Raw genomic sequence first — 23,671 nt, forward strand, 5'->3', positions numbered from 1 at the left:
CCACCAGGAGCACTCCCACCATGGCGGCACCCAGCAATCGCTACCTCGGCAAGTTCCGCGGCCGGGTCGTCGACAACAACGACCCGCTGCGCATCGGCCGCGTCACCGTCGAGGTCCCGGACGTGCTCGGCGACGAGCCGTCGACCTGGGCGCTGCCCTGCCTGCCGTTCACCGGGCCGCAGTCGGGGCAGTTCGTGGTGCCACCGCCCGGCGCGGGCGTGTGGGTGGAGTTCGAGCAGGGCGATCCCAGCTTCCCGGTGTGGACGGGGTGCTGGTACGGCGCCGCCGACGAGCTGCCGCCCGACGCGCGCCGCGAGCTCCAGGCCGGCTCGCCGAGCAAGCCGGTCGTCGTGCAGACGCCGGGGGCGCACAAGCTCGTCATGAACGACACGCCCGGCGCCGAGCAGGGGATCCTCCTGCAGGCCCAGGGCGGCGCCTATGTCCGCATCACCGAGGAAGCCGTGGTCATCGCGACCGGCGCGGGCGCCGAGATCGTGCTCCGCGGACGTGAAGTGACGATCAACGAGGGCCAGTTGACCGTGCTCTCGAAGCGATAGACGGGGGAAGAGACCGTGTCCGGGAATCTGCTCGACGCGGGAGCCGTGATCGGCTGCCCGCACGGCGGCCGCGTCACCGCCGCCACACCGCCCGCCGGGGGCCTGCGCGTCGCGGGCGCCGCCGTCGCCACGGCCGCGCACGGCTACGTGGTCACCGGCTGCCCGCACACCGTCGACCGGGTGCCCTCGCCGTGCGTCACCGTCCGCTGGACCGCCGACCGCACCGGCATCACGGCCGACGGCGTGCCCGTGCTGCTCGACACCTCCGCGGCGCAGTGCTTCAGCGCGGCCCTCGTCCCGCAGGGGCCGCCCGTCGTCCAGGCCGCGCAGCGAAAGGTCACCGTCCGATGAGTTCGCCCAGTCCGATGAACCCCCTCGACGCCGGCGCCCGCCCGGGCGACCGGAGCCCGCGCAGCGACGTCGCGTTCCCGTTCCGTCCGGACCGCCGCGGACGCACCGCGCACGCCCGCCACGGCGAGCACGTCCACGACCTGATCGAGCAGCTGCTGTTCACCAGCCCCGGCGAGCGCGTGATGCGCCCGGACTTCGGCTGCGGACTGCTGGACCTGGTGTTCGCGCCCAACAGCCCCGAGCTGATCAGCACGCTCGAACTGTCCGTGCAGGCCGCGCTGCAGCGCTGGCTCGGCGACCTCATCGAGGTGACGGCCCTCGACATCGTCAGCGAGGACCACTCCGTCCGCGTGTACCTGTCGTACGCCGTCCGGGCCACCGGCGCCCGGCGCGACGACGTCTTCGAAGGGAGGGCCGCCGCATGACCACCGGCACCACCGCGTCCCGCCGCAGCAAGGTGAGGGCCGCCCAGCTGAACGGCGTCGACACCGTCGAGGTGGACGACGACGGACTGCTGCTCACCGTCACCTTCCTCGGCAAGGCCCCGCACGGCCTCGGCCCCGAGAACGTCCGCATCGACGGAGGCCGCCGCATCACCGGCATCACCGCCGTCGACGTCAGCGTCGAACGCGAGGAGGACCCGGAGCTCGACGACCGGCTCTACGTCACCCTCGACCGGGCCGGCGACACCTCCCGCTACCGGCTCTCGCTCGTCGAGACCGACCCGTACGGACGGCCCGGCACCGAGCCGTACCGCGGCTTCGACCAGCGCTACCACAGCGCCGCGTTCACCTTCCGGCCCGACTGCCCGACCCCCTTCGACTGCAAGGGCGAGCCGCACGAGGAGCCGTCCTTCCCGGCCGCGCCCGTCATCGACTACACGGCCCGCGACTACGACACCATTCGCAAGCTCCTCCTGGACCGGCTCGCGCTCACCACCCCCGACTGGGCCGAGCGCAACCCCGCCGACCTGGGCATGACCCTCGTCGAACTGCTCGCGTACACCGGCGACCAGATCAGCTACCAGCAGGACGCCGTCGCCACCGAGGCCTATCTCGACACCGCCCGCCGCCGCGTCTCGGTACGCCGCCATGTGCGGCTCATCGACTACGCGATGCACGACGGCTGCAACGCCCGCGCGTACGTCACCGTCCAGACGGCGCACGACCAGGTGCTCGCCCCGGGCACGTTCCGCTTCGCCTCCGTCGACGTGCGCAGCCTCGACCCGCACGACCGCCCCGAGCCGGGCATCGTGATCGACGAGGCCGACCTCGGTGACCTCGACGAGCGCGGCTCGGTGGAGGTCTTCGAACCGGTCGTCGCCACCGACCCGCTGGAGCTGAGGGTCGCGCACAACGCGATCCGGCTGTGGACCTGGGGCGGCGAGGTGTGCACCCTGCCGCAGGGCGCCACCGCGGCCACCCTGCGGGACGCGTGGGCCGACCCGGAGACCTGCCGCGAGCGCCGGCTGGCCCTGCGGCCGGGCGACGTGCTCGTCCTGGAGGAGGTGAAGGGCCCGCGCACCGGCACCCCCGGCGACGCCGACCCCGCGCACCGCCAGGCCGTCCGCCTCACCTCCGTCACCCCCGGCCTCGACCGGATCGAGGACCAGCCGGTCCTGGAGGTCACCTGGGCCGCCGAGGACGCGCTGCGCTTCCCGCTCTGCCTCACCACCCGTGGCGGACGCGACTGCCTGCCCGTGCAGGACGTCACCCTCGCCCGAGGCAACGTCGTCCTCGTCGACCACGGACGCACCCTGACCGGGCTCCCCGAGGCGGTCACCGTGCCGCCCGTGCCCGCCGTGACCGCCCCCTGCGACCCTCCCGCCTTCGGCTGCCACGACGTCGATGAGGGAAACGCGCCCGCGCGTCTCATCAACGCCCTCACCGACAAGGCCCGTTCGGGCCGGGCGCTCGTCCCCGGCGATGTCCGCGAACTCTTCGACGTCGTCGGCGAGGCCGCGACCCAGCGCGCCGGTCTCGGCCTGGAGAGCGCCGGGCAGCGGCACGAACAGGTCGTGCCCGGAACGGCGTACGCCCAGGCCGCCGCGCTGCGCACGCTGCTCGCCCAGTCGGTCTACCCGGGCATCGCGCCCCGCTTCCGCCCGGTCCTCGGCCGCACGCCCGTCACGCAGGCGGTGCCCTTCCCCGACTCCGGCACCGTCGCCGCCGGGCAGGCGACGCGGATCGCGGCCATACCGGGCCGGGTCCGGCAGCGACTGGTCGAGCTGTGGCGCAGTGCCCGCGACCGGGACGGGCTCGGCGGGGAGGAGATCGCCGAACTCGCCGTCGTCTACGGGCTCGACGTGCTGGAACGCTTCGAGCTGCGCCGCCACCCGGTCCGCGCCCTGCGTGAACTCCTCTACCGCAGCGACCAGTTGCTCGACGCGAAACTGCGCCGCGTCGAGGTCCTCGCCGCCCGGGCCCGCGCGGGCACCGTGCTCGACGGGCACATCGCCTGGGAGATCGCCCACGCCTGGGGCCCGGCCTACGCGGCCGGACTGCACCCCGAGGAGACGGTGCTGCGCGGGCCCGCGACCGCCGCCCTCGCCCAGGACCCGAGGAAGGCACTGCCCGCCGTGCGCCTGCACGGCGACGGCGTGACCTGGGTGCCGCGGCGCGACCTGCTCGACAGCGGCCCCCGCGAGAAGCACTTCGTGGGCGAACTGGAGGACGACGGCCGCCTCGCCCTGCGTTTCGGCGACGGCCGGCACGGCGCGAAGCCCACGCCCGGCTCCCGTCTGGAGCTGCGCCACCGGCTCGGCGGCGGCACCGCCGGCAACGTCGGAGCCGAGGCCATCAACCACCTCGTCGTGCAGGGCGAGTGCGAGGCACCGGTCGCCGTCGTGCGCAACCCGCTGCCCGCCACCGGCGGCGCCCAGCCCGAACCCGTCGAGCAGGTACGCCAGTTGGCCCCGCTCGACCTGCGCCGCACCCGACTGCGCGCGGTCACCGCCGAGGACTACGCCGCCCTCGCCGGGACCCTGCCCGGCGTGCAGCGGGCGGCGGCCGAGCTCCGCTGGACGGGCAGCGTCCAGGAGGCGCACATCGCGATCGACGCGTACGGCACCGCCGCTCCGCCGCAGGAACTGCTCGACTCGGTCGCCCAGGCGCTGGAGGCGTACCGGCGCATCGGCCACGACCTCGTCGTGGGGCCCGCCCGCCTGGTACCGCTGGACATCGCGCTCACCGTGTGCGCGAAGCCCGGCCACCAGCACGGGCAGATCCTCGCCGAGCTGTACCGCGTGCTGGGCAGCGGACGACTGCCGGGCGGACGGCTCGGCTTCTTCCACCCCGACGCGCTGACCTTCGGCGGGCCGGTCCGGCTCAGCCGCCTGGTCGCGGTCGCCGCTGCCGTGCCCGGCGTGGAGAGCGTCGAGGTCACCCGGCTGCGGCGACTGTCCGAACAGGACCGAGGAGAGAGGGAGGACGGCGTGCTGCGGCTCGGCCCGCTGGAGATCGCCACCTGCGACAACGACCCGGACCGGCCGGAGAACGGCCTGCTGGCGATATCCCTGGGAGGTGCCCGATGACGGACACGCACCCGGTCACCACGACCGACACGTGCGGCTGCGGCGGCGCCTGCCGCGGCGGCCACGACGAGCGCCTCGCGCCGGCCCCGCCGCACAACGCGCCCGGCCGCACCGCGCTGGACTACCGCGTCGGCGAGTACGGCTCCTTCCGGGCCGCCCTGCTCGACCGGCTCGCCTCGCCCGCCTACCCGGCGCTCAACGGCCTCACCGTCCGTACCCCGGACGACCCGGCGATCGGCCTGCTCGACGCCACGGCCGTCCTGGGCGACCTGCTCACCTTCCACTCCGAGCGGATCGCCGACGAGGCCTACATCCGGACCGCGAACGAGCACCGTTCCCTGGTGCTGCTCGGCCGGCTCGTCGGGCACCGTCCGCGGCCCGGCGTCGCCGCCGCCACACACCTGGCCTACACCCTCGAACGCGACCCGCGCGCCGAGGCTCAGAACGTGCTGATCCCGCGCGGTGCGCGCAGCCACAGCGTGCCCGCGTCCGCCGACGAGGAGTCGCTGACCTTCGAGACCGGCCGGGACCTGACGGCCCGCTGGGACTTCAACGAACTGAAGGTCCGTCGCCGCCGTCCCTCGCTCGTCACCCCGCAGGACCTCGACAGGCGCTCCGAGCTGTTCGTCGACGGCACCGGGCTCTCCCTCCAGACGGGCGACCAGTTGCTGTTCGTCTTCGGGGAGGGCGCGGGCGGCGAGCGCAAGCTGCTGCCCGTGGCGAAGGCGCGCGTCGACCGGGACGACGACATCACGGCGATCTCCCTGCCGAAGTCGGCCCCGCAGACCCTGAAGGAACTCGTCGACGAGGTGCGGCGCTGGACGGCTCCGCCCGTGCAGCCGGGAGAGCCGGGGGAGGAGCCGCCCACCCCGGAGGTCCCCAACCCGCGCCCGGTCAGCCGGCTGATCGAGGACTTCGAGGACCAGGTCCTGGAGCCCTTGCGTGGCGACCTGGACGGCGTCAAGACGCCCGAGCGGCTCGCGGCCCGTCTTGCGGAGCCTCTCGCGCGGCTGGGTGAGGCGCAGGTGCTGGCTGCTCCGTATGAGGACGTGGCGGCGTGGTTCGGGCGGCTGGAGGCGGTCCTCGCTGAACTCGCCGAGCGGGCCATGGAGTTGGCGCCTGCGCAGACGGATGAGGAGGGTGCGTCGATCGGTGGTCGGCCGTCCGCGGCGCCGTTGGGGCTGGTCGCGCCCACGCGCACATCGACACGGCCCACGCCCCTGACGGGCGACTCGCGCGCCGCCGCTCTGACGGCCCTGGGCGCAGTACTTCCCGCCCTGCGCTCCACAGCCGGCGCCCCCCGGGGCGCCACCGGCCCCCAGCTCCCGGGCACCGACACCGCCCGCCTCCTGTCCGCCCTCAACCCCGGCCTCGACAGCCTCTACCCGGCCTGGCGCACGGCCGCCGCCCCCGGCACCCCGCAGTTCCTGCGCGAACTGCTCGCCCTGCGCGTCACCGCGGCCCCCTTCGGCGCCACGGCCCCGCTGAAGCCGGTGCAGGACGACCGCGGCCGGGTCATCCGCACCGCCGACTGGCCCCTGACCGGCGCGGTGCTGGCAACCATGCGGGTCGTGTACGACACGGCGGGCAAGTCGCCGGTCCGGGCCGAGTTCCAGTACGTCGAGGGCAGCGGCTCCGACCAGCGGGCCGAGAACCTGCCCGTCACCCAGCCGGTCACCTTCACCCTCGGCCCCGGCCAGGTCGAGCTGTCCGTGCGCTCCGGCCAGGACCACGACCTGAACTGGCTCAACCGGCGGCCGGCCGACTCCCAGGAACCAGGAGTCACCGCCCGCCTGGCCTCCGGCCTGCCCGAGCGCACACTGTTCGTGTCGCGGCCCGACGACGAGGGCCTGGTCCATGTCGGCGTCCACAACGGCACCTCCGAGCAGATCGTCCTCCGGCCCGGAGCCAGTGAGCAGTTCACACACGGCGAGTACGAGGTCAGCCTCACGTACACGGTGGGCAGCGCCGAGCCCCACGTCGAGGTCGTCATCGCCAGCAAGCCGGAGCCCGTCAACCGCCGCACGCTCCAGCTGGACACCGTGCACGAGGGCATCACCGTCGGCAGCTGGGTGGCGGTCCAGCGGCCCGCCAAGGGGGCGGACAAGGGAGTCCCCGGCGACCCGAAGCTGGCCTTCGTCACCACCCAGGTGGTGGCCGCCCGCACGGCCGCGTACACCAACTACGGCATCACCGGACGCGGCACCGAACTCACCCTCGCCGACTCCTGGCTGGACGAGTTCGACGTCCTGCTGTCGCACATCCGCGACACCACCGTGCACGCGGCGGGAGAGCCCCTGCGCCTCGCGGACGAACCCCTCGGCGAGGACGTGCACGGCAATGAGATCGAACTCGCCGAACTGTACGAGGGGTTGCGGCCCGGCCGCACCCTCGTGGTGTCGGGCGAGCGCAGCGACATCCCGGGAACGGCCGGCGTAAAGGCCACGGAGATCGTGACCGTCGCCTCCGCGGACCCGGCCGTCGACCCGCGGCTGCCCGGCGACCGCGTCCACACCCGGCTCGTGCTCACCGGGGATCTCGCCCACCGCTACCGCCGCGAGACCGTCCGCATCCTCGGCAACGTCGTCGAGGCCACCCACGGCGAGAGCCGCGAGGAGGCCATCGGCAGCGGTGACTCGGACCGCGTCAACCAGACCTTCGCGCTCTGGCAGTCCCCGCTGACCTGGCTCGCCGACGACAACCCCCTGGGCGCCACCCCCGTGCTGGAGATCCGGGTGGACGGGGTGCTGTGGCACGAGGTCGACAGCCTCGCCGGACGCGGCCCGGCCGAGCGTGTCTACATCACCGGCGCCACGGCCGACGGCCGGACGACCGTGACCTTCGGCGACGGTGTGCACGGCGCCCGGCTGCCCTCCGGCCACGAGAACGTCCGCGCCCGCTACCGCTTCGGCACCGGCAAGGCCGCCAACATGCCGGCGGACCGCGTCACCCAGCCCCTCACCCGGCCGCTCGGCGTCACCGCGGTCACCAACCCGCGCCCGGTCACCGGCGGTGCGGACGCCGACGGCCCTGGCCTGACCCGCCGTACGGTCCCACTCGCCGTCTCGGCACTGGACCGGCTGGTGTCCGAGTCCGACTACGAGGACTTCGCCCGCTCCCGCGCCGGCATCGGCCGGGCCGCCGCACGCGAACTCTTCGACGGGCGGCGGCGGGTGCTGCACGTGACGGTCGCGGGCACCGACGACGTGCCGATCGCCCCCGACTCGGACACCCTGACTGCCCTGCGCGGCGCCCTCACCGAGTACGGCGACCCGGGCCTGACGGTCCGCGTGGACGGGCGGGAACTGGTCCTGCTGCTCATCGCCGCCAAGGTCAAGGTCGCCCCGGACCACAGCTGGCAGTACGTCGAGCCCCGGCTGCGGCAGGCCCTGCTGCACCGGCTCGGCTTCGAAGGACGGGAACTGGCAAGGCCCGCACGCCTCTCCGAGGTCCTGGCCACCGCCCACACCGTGCCCGGCGTCGACTACGTGGACGTCGACGTCTTCACCGGCGTACCCGCCTCCGCCACCCCCGAGGAGCTCACCGAGCTGCTCACCCGGCCCGGCCCGCCCCGGGCGTCCGTCCTGGCGCACCCGGCGACGTACGACGAGAAGACCCACACGGTCCGCGCCGAGAACGGCGAGACGCTGTCGGAGATCTGCGCCCGGTACGGCGTCCCGCTCGCCGAACTGCTGCGCCTCAACCCCGACATCACCGACACCCGGCGCCTGCCCGAGGGCCGGTCGGTGTACGTCTTCCGCGGCATCCGCCCGGCCCAGCTCGCGCTGCTGTCGCCCCGGGCCGCGGACACCCTGATTCTGACGGAGGTCAAGTGATGTCCCCGGACACCCAGTTGGAGACCCCGGCCCCGGCGGTGCCCAGGGAGCCGGACGGGCTCGCCGACCTGCTGCCCCGCTGGCACCGGCTGCGCGACACCGAGGAGGGCGAGCCGCTGCGCGCGCTCCTCGCCGTGATCGCGGAGCAGCTCGACCGCGTCCGCGACGGCGTGCAGCAGGGCTACGAGGACCTGTTCGTGGAGACGGCGGCCCCCTGGGTGTTGCCCTACCTGGGCGACCTCGTCGGCTACCGCACCCTGCCCGGCTACGAGCGCGTTCTGACCACCGGACTGCACGACGGCGGCCGGGCCGCCCTCGCGGAGGCAGTCGCCCCGCGCCGGGACGTGGCCGCCACGGTCGCGAGCCGCCGCCGCAAAGGCACCCTGCACCTCCTGGAGGAACTGTCCGATCAGGTCGCCGCCTGGCCCGCCCGGGCCGTCGAACTGTCCCGGCGCGTCGCCCACACCCAGCCGGTGAAACTGCACGGCACCGGCACCCACCGCGGCGAACGCGGCCGCCTCACCGACCTGCGTGACGGTGCCGAACTCGCCCTCGGTGGCGGTCCGTTCGCCGACTCGGCCCGTACGGTCGACGTCCGCCGCGCCGAGTCACGGCACCGGCAGGGCGGCTGGAGCCCGGCCGGGGTCGCCCTGTTCGTGTGGCGGCTGAAGTCGTACGCCCTGACCAGGACCCCGGCCTACTGCATCGACCGGGCCCGCAACCTGTACACCTTCTCGATCCTCGGCAACGACACCCCACTGGTCACCAAGCCCTTCCCGGAGCCCTCGCCCACGCACATCGCCACCGTCGACAACGTCCCGGCGTTCATCACCCGCCGTCTGCTCCACGACCGGCTGCTCGACTACTACGGCCCCGGCAAGAGCTTCGTCATCCGGCGCGACGGCGAGGACAACCCGGTACCGCCCGCCGACATCGTGGTCGCCGACCTGTCCGACTGGCGCTACCGGCCGAAGCGCGGGCAGGTGGCCGTCGATCCCGAGCTGGGCCGGATCGCGTTCGGCTCGCGGTCCGCGCCCCGGCAGGGCGTGTGGGTCGACCACCACTACGCCCAAGCGGCCGACCTGGGCGGCGGCGAGTACGAGCGGAACCGCGAGCCGCGTCCCGACGCCGAGGTGTACCGGGTCGGTCCCGGGCAGCCGCACCGGCAGATCATGGACGCCTACCGGGCCTGGCAGCACGACCGCCGGGCCGACCGCACCGGGCCCGCCGGCATCATCGAGATCACGCACAGCGGCGCCTACCAGGAGCAGCTGGACTTCGACCTCGACCCGGGCGACCGGCTAGAACTGCGCGCGGCCGAGGGCACCCGCCCGGTCATCCGGCTGCTCGACTGGTACAGCAACCGCCCCGACGCCCTCAACATCCGCGCGGTGTCCGACGACTGCGCCCCGCACGAGCGGCCCCGGGTCGTGCTCGACGGGCTGCTGGTCGCCGGGCGCGGCATCAACGTCACCGGCGCGATGGGCGCCGTCGTCCTGCGGCACAGCACGCTCGTGCCCGGCTGGTCGCTGGAGCCCGAGTGCGCGCCGCACTCGCCCGAGGAGCCGAGCATCGTCCTGGACCGCACCACCGCGTGCCTCCAGATCGAGCACAGCATCCTCGGCACCATCGAGGTCATCGGCGACGAGGTGAGCGAGGACCCCCTCGACATCCACATCCGGGACAGCATCCTGGACGCCACCGCCGACGACCGCGAGGCCCTGTCCGCCCCGGACTGCCGCCACGCCCACGCCGTGCTGCACCTGCACCGCACCACGGTCATCGGGGAGATCCACACGCACGCCGTGCGGATCGCCGAGAACAGCGTCTTCACCGGCCGGCTCCACGTGGCCAGGCGCGGCATCGGCTGCCTGCGCCACTCCTACGTCCCCACCGGATCGCGCACCCCCCGCCGCCACCGCTGCCCGGACACCAAGCCCCTGTTCACCTCCCAGCGCTACGGCACGCCCTGGTACGGCCTGCTCGCCGACCGCTGCCCCGAACAGATCCGGCGCGGCGCGGACGACGGCGCCGAACTCGGCGCCTTCCACGACCTGTACCGGCCGCAGCGCGAGGACGGTCTCAGGGCCCGGCTCGCCGAGTACACGCCGGCCGGCACCGACGCCGGGATCTTCTTCGTGACGTGAGGCGCGCACCCGCCACCGACCTTGTGAACCCGCACTTCTGAACCAGGGGGGACACCCTTCATGCACGCAGACCTCTCCCGCTCCACGTTCCGCCCGGAGCGGCACTACTCCGCGGTCGTCGCCCAGCAGGGCCGCGTCCAGCTCGACGCCGACCTCAACGAGCAGACCGCGATCCAGCTCCACCAGGCCCGCACCCTCGCCGCCGACCTGATCGGACCGCACGGCGGACCGCGCGACGCCGCCGGCTTCCGCATCGAGTACGTGGGCGGCAAGCACGAGATCGACACCCTCATCGTCCACGGCGGCCGCTACTACGTCGACGGCATCCTGTGCGACGCCGACCGTCCGGCGGCCGGAGTGCCGGTCACCGACGAGGAGAACGAGGAGTCCGCGCCGGAGCCGCCCGCGCAGTGGACCTACTGGGACCAGCCCGACGGCTACCGCGACCCGGAGAAGCCCGGCGACCGGCTGCCCTCGCCCGCCCAGACGCCGTTCGTCGCCTACCTGAACGTATGGGAGCGCTCGGTCAGCGCAGCCGAGGACCCGGCCCTGCGCGAGGTCGCCCTCGGCGCGGCCATGCCCGACACCGCAGCCCGCGTGAAGGTCGTCTGGCAGGTGCTGCCGCTGTCCCTCGCCGCGCTGGAGATCGAGGAGACCGACCCGTCCAGGGAGACGGTCCGGGACGCCTTCACCCGCTGGGCGCGGCGTCAGGCGGCCCCCTCGGCCCGGCTCGCCGCGCGCAGCGAGCGGCCCGACCACGCCGACGAGGACCCCTGCCTGGTCAAGCCCGACGCCCGCTACCGCGGCCCGGAGAACCAGCTGTACCGGGTGGAGGTCCACGCGGGCGGCGAGACGAAGGACGCCACCTTCAAGTGGTCCCGCGAGAACGGCTCCGTCGTCTTCGCCGTCGACGAACTCGACGGCACCTGGGTGCAGCTGGCGTCCCTCGGCCACGACGCCAAACTGGACCTGGACGTCGGCGACCACGTCGAGTTCGTCGACACCGCCTACGCCTCCCGCCTGGAACCCCTGCCGCTGCTGCGCGTCGAGGAACTCGACCTGCCCGGCCGCCGGGTCCGCCTGTCCGCCGAACCCGCCCCGGGCGTCGGACGGCTGGCGCACCTGAACCCGTACCTGCGCCGCTGGGACCACAGCGGCGGCCCGAAGCGCAAGGGCCGCAGCACCGCGCTGAAGGACGGGGCCATCCCCGTCACCGAGGGGGAGTGGCTGCCCCTGGAGGACGGCGTCGAGGTGTACTTCGCCCGGGGCGGCGTCTACCGCACCGGCGACCACTGGATCGTCCCGGCCCGCACCGCCACCGGCGGCGTCGAATGGCCGGCCGATCAGGCCCGCCGCCCGCTGCTCCAGGGACCCGCCGGAATCGCCCGGCACTTCGCCCCGCTGGCCCTGATCAAGGGCGAGGGCAGCGCGATCGACCTGCGCCTGGCGTTCGGCCCGCTGGCGAGCAGCATGCCACCCGCGGACGAGGCGACGCTCGCCGCCGAGGAAAAGGCCCACCGCGAGGAACTGGCCGCCGAGGACCCCTCCCACGGGCGGTCCCAGACCACAGCCGAGGCGGAAGCCGCCGCGGAAGGAGACAACTGATGGCCAAGCCGCTGAGCGCGTCCAAGCTGGTGGAGATCCTCAGAGCCGAGGGCGTGACCGTCCACGAGGTCCGCAGCTGGCGCACCCACAACCGCAACAGCAAGGGCCCCTGGGGCCCGGTGAACGGGGTGATGATCCACCACACCGTCACCTCCGGCACCGCCGCCTCCGTCGACATCTGCTACGACGGCTACTCCAGCCTGCCCGGCCCCCTGTGCCACGGCGTCATCGACAAGAAGGGCCATGTGCACCTGGTCGGCAACGGCCGGGCCAACCACGCCGGCCCCGGCGACAGCGACGTCCTGCGCGCCGTGATCAACGAGTCGAAGCTGCCGCACGACAACGAGGCCGACACCGACGGCAACCGGCACTTCTACGGCTTCGAGTGCATCAACCTCGGCAACGGCAAGGACCCCTGGCCCGAGGCGCAGAAGGAGGCCATCGAGAGGGTGTCCGCGGCGATCTGCCGCCACCACGGCTGGTCCGAACGCTCCGTCATCGGGCACAAGGAGTGGCAGCCGGGCAAGGTCGACCCGCGCGGTTTCACGATGGACGGCATGCGAAAGCGCATACGCGACCGGCTCAAGGGCGCCGCCGGGGGCGGCAGCAAGCCCGACCCGGACCCCAAGCCGTCACCCAGGCCGTCCTACGAGCCGTTCCCGGGCGCCGCGTTCTTCCACGCCGGGCAGCGCTCCCCGATCATCACGGCGATGGGCCGCCGCCTGGTCGCCGAGGGGTGCAGCCGCTACGAGGAGGGGCCCAGCCCCGACTGGAGCGAGGCCGACCGCCGGTCCTACGCGCTGTGGCAGCAGAAGCAGGGCTTCTCCGGCAAGGACGCCGACGGCATCCCCGGCAAGGTCACCTGGGACCGGCTGAAGGTGCCCAAGTCCGGAGGGTGAGCGTGTGTGCCCCTCCTTCGGGAGGGGCACACGGTGTCACCAGCGGGGCAGCTTCAGTTCGTACTCCGGCTGGAACCGCTGCATGTAGCCGGTGTCGTCCCGGCTGCGCATGCCCGAGTCGACGTACCGCCGGTGCAGTCGCTCCAGTTGCTCGTGGTCGAGCTCGACACCCAGCCCCGGCCCGGTGGGCACCTTCACCTCGCCGTCGCGCAACTCCAGCACGCCGGGGACGATCACGTCGTCCGCGGAGTTCCACGGGTAGTGCGTGTCGCAGGAGTGGTCGAGGTTGGGGATGGCCGCGGCGACATGGGTCATCGCGGCGAGGCTGATGCCGAGGTGCGAGTTGGAGTGCATCGACAGGGCGAGCCCGAACGCCTCGCACACGGCGGCCAGTTCACGGGTGCGGCGCAGTCCGCCCCAGTAGTGGTGGTCGGTGAGCAGGACCTGGACGGCGTTCTGCTCGACGGCCGGCTTCAGATGCTCCCAGGCGATCACGCACATATTGGTCGCGAGCGGCATGGGGGAGTCCTTCGCCACCTCCGCCATCCCGGGGATGCCCTTGGTCGGATCCTCCAAGTACTCCAGGACACCGTCGAGTTCACGGGCGACGTACCGGGACGTCTCGACCGTCCAGGCCACGTTCGGGTCCAGCCGCAGCGGCTGCCCGGGGAAGGCCTCCGCCAGGGCCCGCATCGCGGCGATCTCCTCGTCGGGCGGGAAGACACCGCCCTTGAGCTTGAACGACCTGAAACCGTAGCGCTCCTGCATCAGTCGGGCCTGCTCGACGATCCCGGCCGGGTCGAGGGCCTCGCCCCAGTCGTCGGTGACGGCCGGGCGGCCGTCGAGCGCGGGGTGCTCGGCCCACTTGTAGAAGAGGTAGGCGGCGAACGGCACCGCGTCGCGGACCGTGCCGCCCAGCAGGTCGCTGACCGGACGGCCGAGCAGCTTGCCCTGCGCGTCCAGACAGGCCACCTCCACCGCCGAGGTGGTCCAGCCGCGCTCGTGGGAGCTGGGCACGGTCGGCAGCAGGGCCGCGTCGATCGCGGCGGCCACGGCGGTGGTGTCGAAGACGTCCATGCCGACGACGACCTTCGCTGCGGCGTGCAGCCGCTCCAGGCGGGCCGCCCCGCCCGGCGACTCGCCGAGCCCCACCGTGCCGTCCTCGAGGACGAGTTGGAGAATGATCCGCAGGGCGAGCGGCTCGTGCACGCCGTTGGAGTTGAGCAGCGGCGGGTCGCCGAAGGCGATCGGGGTGACGATCAGCTCACGAACACGGCTGGAGCTCATGCGCCGACCACCTCCAGTCCGTGGTCGAGCAGCTTGGAGAGCCGGGCGATGTGCTCCGGCGTCGGATCGAGCAGCGGCGCCCGCACCCCGCCCACCTCCAGGCCGCGCAGGGTCACCCCCGCCTTGACCAGCGACACGGCGTACCCGGGGACCTCGTCACGCAGGGCGACCAGCGGGCCGTAGAACTCGTCGAGGAGCCGGGAGACCAGGGCGTCGTCGTCCTCGGCGAGCGCCCGGTGGAAGGCCAGGGCGATCTCCGGGGCGAAGGCGAACACCGCCGAGGAGTACAGATCCACGCCGACGCCCTTGTAGGCGGGCGCGGTCATCTCGGCGGTGGGCAGACCGTTGAAGAACTGGAAGTCCTCCGTGCCCGGCACGGCACGCACCGCGCGGACGATGCGATGCATCCGCTCGATGTCCCCGATGCCGTCCTTGAGGCCGACGACCCCGGGCAGGGCGGCGATCTCGGCGGCCGTCTCCGCGGTGAGCCGGGCGGTGCCCCGCTGGTAGAAGACGACGGGCAGGTCCGTGGCCGCGGTCACCTCCTCGACGTACCGCACGAGGCCCTGCTGCGGGGCGCTGACGAGGTAGGGCGGCAGCAGCAGGATGCCGTCGGCGCCCGCGCGTTCGACGCGCGCGGCCTGGTCGCGGGCGACCGGGGTGGGCCCGCCGGCCGCTGCGAGCACCGGCACCCGTCCGGCCGTGGTCGTGACGGCGACCCGGGTGGCCCGCTCGATCTCCTCGGCCGACAGCGCGTGGAACTCACCGGTGCCGCAGGCGACGAACACACCTCCAGCGCCCGCGGCGACACCCGACTCGATGTGCTGGGCCAGCCGTTCCTCGTCCAGTGAACCGTCCGCCGCGAACGGCGTGACCGGGAAGAACAGCACTCCGTGGAACTTCATGTCTCCCTCAAACGTGGGGGTGGGTCGTCAGCCCTTGGTGGCCCCGGCGGCGATGCCGGTGACCAGCGAGCGCTGGAGGAGCAGATAGACGATCAGGCTGGGAATCAGGGCGATGACCGCACCGGCCAGCACCACCCCGGAGCCGACCTCGGGGTCGGTGCGCAGGATGGACAGGGCGACGGTGACCGTGTAGTCGGTGGGGTCCTTGGCGGCGATCAGGGGCAGCAGGTACTGGTCCCAGATCATGATGAAACCGAGCACCCCGGCGACACCGAGCGCGGGCTTGCACAGCGGCAGGACGACCTGCCACAGCATGCGCAGCTCGCCCACGCCGTCGATCCGGGCGGCCTCCTCGATCTCGGAGGGGATGTCCTTCATGAACTCCGTCAGCAGCATCACCGAGAAGCCCCAGGCGCCGAGCGGCAGGATCACGCCCCAGACGGTGCCCTTGAGGTCGACGCCGACCACGGGAACGTGCCCGAGGACCAGGGACAGCGGGATGGCGATGACCTCCTCCGGGAGCATCATCGTGAGCATGAACAGGGTGAGTATCAGCGCCTGCCCGCGGAACTTGTGCCGGGCCAGGGCGTAGGCGGCGAGTGTGCAGACGGCGAGCTGGAGCAGCAGTCCGCCGCCCGCGATCACCAGGGAGTTGCCGAAGTAGTCCCAGATGCCGCGCTCGCCCGCCACGTCGAAGTTCAGCAAGGTCGGGTGGTGCGGGAGGAACGACAGGGTCGAGCCGCTGGCTTTCTCGCTGAAGGAACCGGAGAAGATCGTCAGGAACGGTGCCGCGAAGACGCCCAGGGCGAGCAGGCAGAGCAGGATGCGCAGGGCCCAGGCGGGTCCCAGCCGGTCGCTCCAGCCGAGGGCGGTGTCGAAGCGGGCGGGGGTGGTGCGCCGCTTCCCGGCGGACTTCCGCGCGGGAGAGGCGGTCACCGGGGTCCGGACGGGGTCGATGGCGGGGGCGCTCATCTCACGTCTCCCCTCTTGCGGAGGTAGTTGACCGTGACGGTGAGCAGCAGCGTCACGCAGAGCAGAACCACGGAGGCGGCCGAGGCACCGCCGATGTCGTTACGGGTGAAGCCGAGGGTGTAGGCGCGGGTCATCCACACGTCGGTGGAGCCGGCCGGGCCGCCGCCGGTGAGGACGTACACCTCGGTGAAGACGCGCAGTCCGCGGATGGCGGCGAGGGTGAGGACGATGCCGAGGGCGGGCCGGATCGCCGGCAGCGTGATGTGCCGCAGCCGCTGCCACAGCGAGACGCCGTCCATCGCGGCGGCCTCGTAGAGCGAGCGGTCCACGCCCGCCAGGCCGGCGAGGATGATCACCATGTTGTACGGGGCGAGCATCCAGATGCCCATGGCCATCGTCGCCCACAGCGCGGTGTCGGGGTTGTCCAGGTAGGGCACGGGCCCCAGCCCGAACAGCCCCAGTCCGCTGTTGATCAGGCCGTCGGAGGTCGGGTAGTACATCAGCCGCCACATCTCGCCGACCACCGCGGTGGCGGTGACGACGGGCAGGAAGACGGCGGTGCGGATGATCTTCAGCGAGCGGGCCTGGCCCTCCAGCAGCAGCGCCAGCGCGGAGCCGACGACGATCCCGCCGAGGGACATGCCGACGCCGAGGAGCAGGGTGTGGCCGATGGCGTCCTGGAAGCGGTGGTCGGTGAGGACCCGCGTGTAGTTGTCGAGGCCGACCCACTTGTCACCGAGGAAGGGCCGCACCTCGAAGAAGCTGAGCCAGACGCCCTTGCCCATGGGCAGGAACTTGAAGACGAGGGCCAGCAGCAGACCCGGGGCGAGGAACAGCCAGGGCAGTACGGCCTTCTTGCCGATGACCCGGGCTCTGCGCGGCCCGGGCGTCGTCGCGGTCGCGGTCATTTCAGCAGCTCCTGGTCCTTGAGGTCACCGGCGAGGGTGTCGTTGAGCTCCTTCAGGCCGGAGCGGACGTCGCTGCCGCAGTAGGTGAAGATCGCGTTGAGCGCGTCGGCGGTGTCCTGCTTGATCGGGGCGAAGTTCGGCGCGTTGGGGAACTGCACGGAGGCGGTCTCGTACGCCTTCTGCACCACGCTCCAGCGGGGGTCCTTGCGCACCTTGGCCGCGTCGAGCGTGGAGTTGACCGGGATGCGTACGACGGGCTGGTGGTCGCCGGTCATGGCGAGTTCCTGGCCCTCGGGGGAGACGAGGAACGCCGCGAGCGTCTGCTCCTGCTTCGCTTTGCCGGTCCGGGCGCCGAAGTAGATGTTCTCGCCGTCGGCCAGCACGTCGTTGTTGCCGGCCGGGCCCGAGGGTGCCGGCAGTACCTCGTACTTGTCCTTGCCGAGCGACTTGTCGAACGTGGAGATGTTGTACGGGCCGGTGAGGTACATCCCGGCGTTGCCGTCCTGGAAGTTGGTGGTGTTCGCGGTGACGGAGGTCAGGGCGCTGGGCTGGATGACACCGTTGTCACCGCAGAAGAGGTTCTTCTTCATCCAGGTGACGGTGCGCAGGGCCGCCGCCGAGTCCATGGCGGGCCGGTAGCCCGACCCCTCCTTCCGGAGGATCTGCACACCGCCCTGCCACAGATAGCTGGCGCCCCACCAGGCGACGTAGCCGTTCTGGGCGCTGCCCGGGACGACCATGCCGTACGTGTTCTTCCTGCCGTCCCCGTCGGGGTCGCGGGTGGCGAAGGCCTTGGCGAGGGCGAGGGTGTCCTGCCAGGTCTTCGGCTGCGGCAGGCCGAGCTTCTCGCGCCAGTCCTTGCGGACGAACAGCGTCATGGCCTGCCGGGAGTACGGGATGCCGTAGTGCCTGCCGTCGAGGCCCACCGTGGACGACCAGGACTTGGCGGTGATCTCGTCATGTCCGGATATCGAGGCCGGAGTGATCGGCTTGAGCAGGCCCTGGGCCTGGTAGCTGCCCATCAGGGCCGTGTCGTTGATCATGACGTCCGGCAGGTCCTTGACGGACGCGCGGCTCTGCAACTGCTGGTCGAAGTTCATGACCGGCTGAAAGTCGACCTTGATGCCGGTCTTCTCGGTGAAGGCGGCGAACACACGGTCGTAGGTCTTGGCGGACTCCGGATCGCTCCGGGTCCACACCTCCAGGGTGTTCGGGTCGTCCGCCCGGGCGCTGCCGGAACCGGAGCCGCAAGCGGCCGTTCCGAACAGGAGTCCCGAGACGGCGAGGCTGGCGGTCAGGCGGCGCACGCGGCGGAGCCGCATGGCGATGCAGCGTCGGCGATCCCGCATGGGTGGCTCTCCGTTCATATTCGTGAACGTCCTTCACGAATCTAAATGATCGGCCAAGCTACGGATCGCTTCCTCGCCATGTCAAGACATGGCCGAAAGATTTCACCGAGGCCACACGGGGGCCAAAGGCACCCAGGAAACAGCGACGGCCCCCACCGGATATCCGGTGGGGGCCGTCCGAAAATGAAGGGTGCTCGGGTCAGACCTGACGTTCGGCGTTCTTCTTCTTGATCCGGGCCGATTCCTTGCGGACCTCCGCCTGGGTGGCGCGCTCCCGCCCCAGCCACTCGGGAGCTTCCTGCTTCAGCGCCTCGATCTGCTCGGTGGTGAGGGGCTCGGTGACGCCCGCGCGGGCGAGGCCCGCGATGGAGACGCCGAGCTTCGCGGCGACCACCGGCCGGGGATGCGGGCCGTTGAGCCGCAGGTCCTGCAGCCACTGCGGCGGGTTGGCCTGGAGCTCGTTCAGCTCGGCACGCGAGACGACACCCTCCCGGAACTCGGCGGGTGTGGCCTCGAGGTACACACCCAGCTTCTTCGCCGCGGTCGCGGGCTTCATCGTCTGGGTGCTCTGGTGCGACGTCATGCCGTCAAGCGTATCGAGCATGTGCACGGCCCCTGACCACGGCCGGTAACCTGGCGAGGTGACAGGCTCGGATGCAACCCACTCGTTCCGACTCGCCTACGTCCCCGGCGTGATGCCCGACAAATGGGTGCGCATCTGGAACGAGCGGCAGCCCGACGTCCCGCTGACCCTCACGCAGGTGCCCGCCGGAGCGGCGGCCGAGCGGCTGCTGGGCGGGGACGCCGACGCGGGCCTCGTCCGTACGCCCGTGGACCGGGAGGTCTTCAGCGCGATCCCCCTCTACACCGAGCAGACGGTCGTCGTCGTGCCCAAGGACCACCTGGTCACCGCCGTCGACGAGGTCGCGCCGGAAGACCTGGCCGACGACATCGTGCTGCACCCCCTCGACGATGTCCTCGACTGGGAGAGCCTCCCCGGGCGGCCCGCGCTCGAACGGCCCGCCACCACCGCCGACGCCATCGAACTGGTAGCTGCCGGCATCGGTGTGCTCGCCGTCCCGCTGTCGCTCGCCCGCCTCCACCACCGCAAGGACCTCACCCACCGGCCCCTCAAGGACGCCCCCGAATCGAGCGTGGCGCTCGCCTGGCCCGAGGACGCGAAGACGGACCAGGTCGAGGACTTCATCGGCATCGTCCGCGGCCGCACGGTCAACAGCACCCGGGGCCGTCAGCAGCCTCCGGCGCGGGGCGAGTCCACGGGTGCGGACCGGGGCGGCGCCCGGCGCAAGCCGGTGCCCGGCAAGTCGGCGGGGGCGAAGCGCACCGGGAAGAGCGGGAGCGGCGCGCCCAAGGGCAACAGGCGCGGCAAGCCCCGCCGCCGTTCGTAGTACCGGAGCCGGCCGTCGTGTGCGGTGCCCGCGCCCGCCGTCGTTCGTGGGACCCGGTCCAGTCGTAGTGCTCGGGTACAGGGCGAGCGGACGGACCGCAGCCCCGTACCCGTACCCGTACCTGCTCAGCCGGCCGACGGAGACGGCGCCTGTGCCCCGTAGGACGGATTGGGGGCGACCGTCTGGAAATCCTTCAGGTCTTCGGGGATCGGCAGCACGCGGACCGGTGCGCCCTGCTGCGGCGGCGGCGGTGTCGTCTGCTCCTGGGGCAGCTTGGGCGGGGCGGTGATCTGGAAGCTGACCTGCTCCTGGTTGATCAGGCCGGTCTGCTCCAGGACCGTGATGTGGTCGAGCACGGTGTCGTTGGTGGTGTCGGCGAGCTCCCGCACGAGGCTGTTCCGGGTGGTCGCCCGGATCTTGGCGATCGTCGGGAAGATGCCCCCGTGCGCAACGCGCATGATGGTCACGGCCGTGGACTCGAACTCCTTGCCGGTGCTGCCTTCGGCCGTCGCCACGAACTGCTGCTGCTGCGGCGACGCCTCGTTCGGCAGGGTGATGCCCAGGTCGGTGGAGACCTTGCGGCAGCCCGCGTCGAGCCGGCCGTGCCCTACGAGCAGATGCTTGGCGACTTCCTGCATCTCAGGCGACGAGCTCCGCTGCTTGATCAGTTGCCCCAGCGGGTACTCCCACAAGCCGGCCGCGCGCACGCGCACAACGAAGTCGCGGTCCGCCTCGGTCAGCGGACCCCACTGGGTGTTGGCGATGATGCGGTCCTGGCCGGAAGCGGCGTTCTCCACGCCCAGCATGCTCGGGTAGGCGAGCGCGGTGAGCGTAAGGATCAACGCACCGCCCACGAACGCGGTTCCTGCCGTGCTGCGCGAGATGCGCATCGTGCCTCCTGGGATATGAACGGCCCAACACCGAGAGGTACGGATGCGAGGGGAGAAACAATCACTCCTGCCGCAAAAAAGTTCGGGCGGGTGGGGAAAGGTGAGTTCACGAAAGGCCGGCCGGGCTCACGAGCCAGTCGTATGCGGTCCGCGCCGTGAACTGCTCCTGGCCGCCCGGCAGAAGCAGACCCGCGGTGGTGAACTCCGGTGCGTCCGCCTGTGAGGGGACGTACGGGATCGCGATGCACCGCATGCCGGCGGCGTGCGCGGCGGCGGCACCCGGGGCGGCGTCCTCCAGTACGACGCAGTCGGACGGGGCCGCGCCGAGCCTGCTGGCCGCCTCCAGGAAGACGTCCGGAGCCGGCTTGCCGTGCGCGACCTCGTCGGCGGAGACCACGGTGTGCAGATGCGCGTCCAGTCCGGTCGCGCTCAGCACCGCGCCGATGGCCTCCGGGGACGAGCCCGAGGCCACGGCCATGGGCACGCCCTCGGCCGCCAGCAGTTCGACGAAGGTGCGCATCTCCGGGTAGGCGCGGGTGGCGCTGCGGGCCAGCTCCAGGTAGCGGCGGTTCTTGGCGGCGACCAGCTCGTCCACCGAGGCGGGCAGGCCGTAGCGGTCCTTCCAGTCCGCGACCGTCTCCTGGGTGCTGATGCCGACATACCGCTCGTGGTCCGCCCAGGTGAAGTCCGTGACGCCGTTGTCAGCGAGCGTCTGACGGCCTGCCTCGTAGTAGTTCGGCTCGCTGTCCACGAGCGTTCCGTCGAGATCGAAGATGACCGATATTCCGCGGAGCCTGCTCATGCCGCCATGCTCTCAAAGATCATCCGCGGGCCGATCGCCCGATCGACTCCACCAGCGGCAGCATCCGGTGGGGGACGCGCTCACGCAGGGCGACCTCGGTACGGGTGCGCACCACACCGGGCATGCTGATCAGCTTCTGGACGATGTCCTCCAGGTGCGCGTTGTCCCGCGCCACCACCCGGGCCAGCAGGTCCCCGCCACCGGTGATCGAGAACGCCTCCACGATCTCCGGCACCGCCGCCAGCGCGTCGCCCACCTCGTCGAGATGGCCCTGGGTGACCTCGATGTGCACGAACGCCAGCACCGGATGCCCGAGCGCGGCGGGGGAGAGGGCCGGGGCCGTGCCGGTGATCACACCGTCGCGCTCCAGCCGGTCGAGCCGGGCCTGAAGGGTGCCCCGGGCGACGCCGAGGATCCGGGCGTACTCGCGCACACTCGTGCGCGGCTGCTCCAGCAGCAGCCGCAGGATGCGGGTATCGAGCTCGTCCACGGGCATGGCGCGTCCTCCTCGTCCGTTGGCTCTGCCGCGGCCGTCCAGCGGACGCTCCGGCAGTACCAATGGACCAGTCTAGAAGAGGCCGGTTGAGCCAGTGGCCCCCGAGATGCTGATATAGGTGCGTCGATGGCGCTGCGGACCCCGCGGCGCCTTTTTCATGCGTGCTCATGGCCGGTGGCTCGAAAGGGGCGGTAGGCGGTGCTGAAGAGGGTGTTCATGGCTCCGGATCCGGGGCGGACGCGGTTGCGGTTCGCCGCGCGAGCCGTGCTCGGCATCGCGCTCGCGGTCGCCCTGTGCGGCCTCGCCGGGCACTCCCTCACGGGTGCCGTCACCGGCGGCCTCGCCGCCCTGCTCGCCCTGTTCACCGTGACCGACGCCACGGTCCGCGGCCAGGCGGTCACGACCGCGCTGCTGCCCGCCGTCGGTCTGCCCGTGCTCACCGCCGCGGCCGAACTGCACGACCACCCGGTGGCCCGGGACCTCACCTTCCTCGCCGTGGTCGGCGCGGGCGTGTACGCGCGCCGCTGGGGCCCGCGCGGGCACAGCCTCGGCGTGTTCGCGTTCATGACCTTCTTCGTGGCGCAGTTCCTGCACGCCACCACCGACCAGCTGCCCCAGCTGTACATCGCCGTCCTGCTGTCCGTCCTCGCCGCCGCCGCGGTGCGCTTCGGCCTGTGGTGCTACGAGCGCCGCCTGCCGCCGCCCGCCGTGCCCGCCCCGCCGGGTGGCACCGGCCTGGCCCGGGTGACCACCCGCCAGGCGATCCAGGCCACCGCCGGTGCCGGCTTCGCCCTCGTCGTGGGCCAGCTGGTGTCCGGGCAGCGCTGGTACTGGGCAGTCGGCGCCACCTGGTGGATCTTCGTCAACACCACCTCGCGCGGCGAGACCCTGGTCCGCGGCTTCCGGCGGCTGCTCGGCACGGTCATCGGCATCGCCCTCGGCCTGCTCGTGGCCATGCCCGTGCACGGCGACCCGACGGTCACGGCCGCCCTCGCCGCCCTCTGCGTCTTCGGCATCTTCTACACGGCCGCCGTGTCCTACACCTGGATGATGCTCTGGGTCACCCTCCTCGCCGGACTGCTCTACGGCCTCCTCGGCGTACTCGGCCCGGACCTGCTCGCCCTGCGACTCGCCGAGACCGGCGTCGGGGCACTCGGCGCCGCCCTGGCCGTGATCCTCGTCCTGCCCGTCACCACCCACAGCGTCACCGACGCCTGGATCCGGCGGGCCCTGGGCTGTGTGCACGCCTGCGCCGTCGAGACCGCCCGGCGGCTGGCGGGTGCGGCCGACGCCGACCCCGCCCCGCGGGTGGCGGAGCTGGAGCAGCTCCTCGCCCGGGTACGGCTCTCGGTCGCCCCGCTCGTGCACCCGCTGAACCCGATGCTCGGCCGCAAGCGGCGGGCCCGGCACGTGCTCGCCCTCCTCGACGACTGCGCCCGGGAGATCCGCGGCCTGGTCGCCGTCGCGGCCGACCCCGAGGCCTCCCACGACGCCCGTCTGTCCACGGCCTGCCGACGGGTGGAGGCCGCGGTGGAGGCCCTCACCGAGGGCAGGGACATCGCGGTCCACGCGGACGGCCTGTCCCACGCGGAACCGGCACTGGCCCACCTGCACGGTCTGGAACGAGCCCTGTCCGAACTGGCCCGCCCCCTGCGCACCCCATCCGGCTCGCCGCTGGTGGGCGCCTGACGGGACGCACCGGCGCCCCGGGAACGGGCTCCGGCCA

19 protein-coding genes are annotated in these 23,671 nt (G+C 72.5%); 10 read left to right on the forward strand and 9 right to left on the reverse strand.

Going from position 1 to position 23,671, the window contains the following annotated elements; genetic code table 11:
• Window positions 1–20: 20 nt before the first annotated feature.
• From AB0G20_RS08395 to AB0G20_RS08430, 8 genes are read left to right on the forward strand one after another with little or no spacing between them, the layout of a single operon-like run.
• Window positions 21–557 carry a phage baseplate assembly protein V gene (locus tag AB0G20_RS08395; RefSeq protein WP_361297770.1) on the forward strand — a complete coding sequence of 179 codons (537 nt, stop codon included), beginning with the start codon at window positions 21–23 and terminating at the stop codon, window positions 555–557.
• A 15-nt stretch (window positions 558–572) separates the two neighbouring features.
• A complete protein-coding gene (locus tag AB0G20_RS08400; RefSeq protein ID WP_361297773.1) occupies window positions 573–908 on the forward strand; it encodes a hypothetical protein in 336 nt (111 codons plus the stop codon).
• A 14-nt stretch (window positions 909–922) separates the two neighbouring features.
• Window positions 923–1,333 (forward strand): GPW/gp25 family protein, encoded by a 411-nt coding sequence (locus tag AB0G20_RS08405; RefSeq protein ID WP_361299332.1) that lies wholly within the window; start codon window positions 923–925, stop codon window positions 1,331–1,333.
• Entirely contained in the window at window positions 1,330–4,440 is a 3,111-nt protein-coding gene (locus AB0G20_RS08410; protein WP_361297776.1) for a putative baseplate assembly protein, read from the forward strand. The genes AB0G20_RS08405 and AB0G20_RS08410 overlap by 4 nt, the downstream gene beginning before the upstream one ends.
• Window positions 4,437–8,276 (forward strand): putative baseplate assembly protein, encoded by a 3,840-nt coding sequence (locus AB0G20_RS08415; RefSeq protein WP_361297779.1) that lies wholly within the window; start codon window positions 4,437–4,439, stop codon window positions 8,274–8,276. The genes AB0G20_RS08410 and AB0G20_RS08415 overlap by 4 nt, the downstream gene beginning before the upstream one ends.
• Window positions 8,276–10,423 (forward strand): hypothetical protein, encoded by a 2,148-nt coding sequence (locus AB0G20_RS08420; RefSeq protein WP_361297782.1) that lies wholly within the window; start codon window positions 8,276–8,278, stop codon window positions 10,421–10,423. The genes AB0G20_RS08415 and AB0G20_RS08420 overlap by 1 nt, the downstream gene beginning before the upstream one ends.
• 60 nt (window positions 10,424–10,483) lie before the next feature.
• A complete protein-coding gene (locus AB0G20_RS08425; protein WP_361297785.1) occupies window positions 10,484–12,028 on the forward strand; it encodes a DUF6519 domain-containing protein in 1,545 nt (514 codons plus the stop codon).
• Window positions 12,028–12,927, forward strand: a complete 900-nt coding sequence (locus AB0G20_RS08430; protein WP_361297788.1) for a peptidoglycan-binding protein — start codon at window positions 12,028–12,030, stop codon at window positions 12,925–12,927. The genes AB0G20_RS08425 and AB0G20_RS08430 overlap by 1 nt, the downstream gene beginning before the upstream one ends.
• A 36-nt stretch (window positions 12,928–12,963) precedes the next feature.
• On the opposite strand, the gene AB0G20_RS08435 is transcribed toward AB0G20_RS08430, so the two are convergent.
• The 6 genes from AB0G20_RS08435 to AB0G20_RS08460 form a co-directional block, all read right to left on the reverse strand.
• Entirely contained in the window at window positions 12,964–14,214 is a 1,251-nt protein-coding gene (locus AB0G20_RS08435) for a glucarate dehydratase family protein (protein ID WP_361297791.1), read from the reverse strand.
• Window positions 14,211–15,119, reverse strand: a complete 909-nt coding sequence (locus tag AB0G20_RS08440) for a 5-dehydro-4-deoxyglucarate dehydratase (protein WP_361297794.1) — start codon at window positions 15,117–15,119, stop codon at window positions 14,211–14,213. The genes AB0G20_RS08435 and AB0G20_RS08440 overlap by 4 nt, the downstream gene beginning before the upstream one ends.
• Before the next feature lie 27 nt (window positions 15,120–15,146).
• On the reverse strand, window positions 15,147–16,091 hold the full coding sequence (locus tag AB0G20_RS08445; protein WP_361297797.1) for a carbohydrate ABC transporter permease: 945 nt from the start codon (window positions 16,089–16,091) through the stop codon (window positions 15,147–15,149).
• Entirely contained in the window at window positions 16,088–16,999 is a 912-nt protein-coding gene (locus AB0G20_RS08450) for a sugar ABC transporter permease (RefSeq protein ID WP_361297800.1), read from the reverse strand. The genes AB0G20_RS08445 and AB0G20_RS08450 overlap by 4 nt, the downstream gene beginning before the upstream one ends.
• The gene (locus tag AB0G20_RS08455) at window positions 16,996–18,348 is read right to left on the reverse strand and encodes a sugar ABC transporter substrate-binding protein (protein WP_361297803.1); all 1,353 of its coding nucleotides are present in this window, start codon (window positions 18,346–18,348) and stop codon (window positions 16,996–16,998) included. The genes AB0G20_RS08450 and AB0G20_RS08455 overlap by 4 nt, the downstream gene beginning before the upstream one ends.
• A gap of 199 nt (window positions 18,349–18,547) precedes the next feature.
• Window positions 18,548–18,952, reverse strand: coding sequence for a DUF5997 family protein (locus AB0G20_RS08460; RefSeq protein ID WP_361297806.1), 405 nt, complete (start codon window positions 18,950–18,952; stop codon window positions 18,548–18,550).
• A 37-nt stretch (window positions 18,953–18,989) separates the two neighbouring features.
• On the opposite strand from AB0G20_RS08460, the gene AB0G20_RS08465 reads away from it, so the two are divergent.
• Entirely contained in the window at window positions 18,990–19,757 is a 768-nt protein-coding gene (locus AB0G20_RS08465) for a LysR family transcriptional regulator substrate-binding protein (protein WP_361297809.1), read from the forward strand.
• 125 nt (window positions 19,758–19,882) lie between these two features.
• Here AB0G20_RS08465 and AB0G20_RS08470 read toward each other — a convergent pair whose 3' ends face one another.
• The 3 genes from AB0G20_RS08470 to AB0G20_RS08480 form a co-directional block, all read right to left on the reverse strand.
• The gene (locus AB0G20_RS08470) at window positions 19,883–20,647 is read right to left on the reverse strand and encodes a DUF4142 domain-containing protein (protein WP_361297812.1); all 765 of its coding nucleotides are present in this window, start codon (window positions 20,645–20,647) and stop codon (window positions 19,883–19,885) included.
• A gap of 106 nt (window positions 20,648–20,753) precedes the next feature.
• On the reverse strand, window positions 20,754–21,449 hold the full coding sequence (locus AB0G20_RS08475; protein WP_361297815.1) for an HAD family phosphatase: 696 nt from the start codon (window positions 21,447–21,449) through the stop codon (window positions 20,754–20,756).
• A gap of 19 nt (window positions 21,450–21,468) precedes the next feature.
• Window positions 21,469–21,945 (reverse strand): Lrp/AsnC family transcriptional regulator, encoded by a 477-nt coding sequence (locus AB0G20_RS08480; protein ID WP_361297818.1) that lies wholly within the window; start codon window positions 21,943–21,945, stop codon window positions 21,469–21,471.
• Window positions 21,946–22,143: 198 nt separating this feature from the next.
• Here AB0G20_RS08480 and AB0G20_RS08485 point away from each other — a divergent pair, with 198 nt between their 5' ends.
• The gene (locus AB0G20_RS08485) at window positions 22,144–23,634 is read left to right on the forward strand and encodes an FUSC family protein (protein WP_361297821.1); all 1,491 of its coding nucleotides are present in this window, start codon (window positions 22,144–22,146) and stop codon (window positions 23,632–23,634) included.
• The last annotated feature ends 37 nt before the right edge of the window (window positions 23,635–23,671 follow it).

It is taken from the genome of Streptomyces sp. NPDC024017, assembly GCF_040638895.1.
GTDB lineage: Bacteria > Actinomycetota > Actinomycetes > Streptomycetales > Streptomycetaceae > Streptomyces.

Bases quoted from the DNA above. Each gene is read 5' to 3' on its own strand.
- AB0G20_RS08395 (WP_361297770.1), top strand. From the start codon at position 21: ATGGCGGCACCCAGCAATCGCTACCTCGGCAAGTTCCGCGGCCGGGTC.
- AB0G20_RS08405 (WP_361299332.1), top strand. From the start codon at position 923: ATGAACCCCCTCGACGCCGGCGCCCGCCCGGGCGACCGGAGCCCGCGC.
- AB0G20_RS08410 (WP_361297776.1), top strand. From the start codon at position 1,330: ATGACCACCGGCACCACCGCGTCCCGCCGCAGCAAGGTGAGGGCCGCC.
- AB0G20_RS08415 (WP_361297779.1), top strand. From the start codon at position 4,437: ATGACGGACACGCACCCGGTCACCACGACCGACACGTGCGGCTGCGGC.
- AB0G20_RS08420 (WP_361297782.1), top strand. From the start codon at position 8,276: ATGTCCCCGGACACCCAGTTGGAGACCCCGGCCCCGGCGGTGCCCAGG.
- AB0G20_RS08425 (WP_361297785.1), top strand. From the start codon at position 10,484: ATGCACGCAGACCTCTCCCGCTCCACGTTCCGCCCGGAGCGGCACTAC.
- AB0G20_RS08430 (WP_361297788.1), top strand. From the start codon at position 12,028: ATGGCCAAGCCGCTGAGCGCGTCCAAGCTGGTGGAGATCCTCAGAGCC.
- AB0G20_RS08435 (WP_361297791.1), bottom strand. From the start codon at position 14,214: ATGAGCTCCAGCCGTGTTCGTGAGCTGATCGTCACCCCGATCGCCTTC.
- AB0G20_RS08440 (WP_361297794.1), bottom strand. From the start codon at position 15,119: ATGAAGTTCCACGGAGTGCTGTTCTTCCCGGTCACGCCGTTCGCGGCG.
- AB0G20_RS08445 (WP_361297797.1), bottom strand. From the start codon at position 16,091: ATGAGCGCCCCCGCCATCGACCCCGTCCGGACCCCGGTGACCGCCTCT.
- AB0G20_RS08450 (WP_361297800.1), bottom strand. From the start codon at position 16,999: ATGACCGCGACCGCGACGACGCCCGGGCCGCGCAGAGCCCGGGTCATC.
- AB0G20_RS08455 (WP_361297803.1), bottom strand. From the start codon at position 18,348: ATGCGGGATCGCCGACGCTGCATCGCCATGCGGCTCCGCCGCGTGCGC.
- AB0G20_RS08460 (WP_361297806.1), bottom strand. From the start codon at position 18,952: ATGCTCGATACGCTTGACGGCATGACGTCGCACCAGAGCACCCAGACG.
- AB0G20_RS08470 (WP_361297812.1), bottom strand. From the start codon at position 20,647: ATGCGCATCTCGCGCAGCACGGCAGGAACCGCGTTCGTGGGCGGTGCG.
- AB0G20_RS08475 (WP_361297815.1), bottom strand. From the start codon at position 21,449: ATGAGCAGGCTCCGCGGAATATCGGTCATCTTCGATCTCGACGGAACG.
- AB0G20_RS08480 (WP_361297818.1), bottom strand. From the start codon at position 21,945: ATGCCCGTGGACGAGCTCGATACCCGCATCCTGCGGCTGCTGCTGGAG.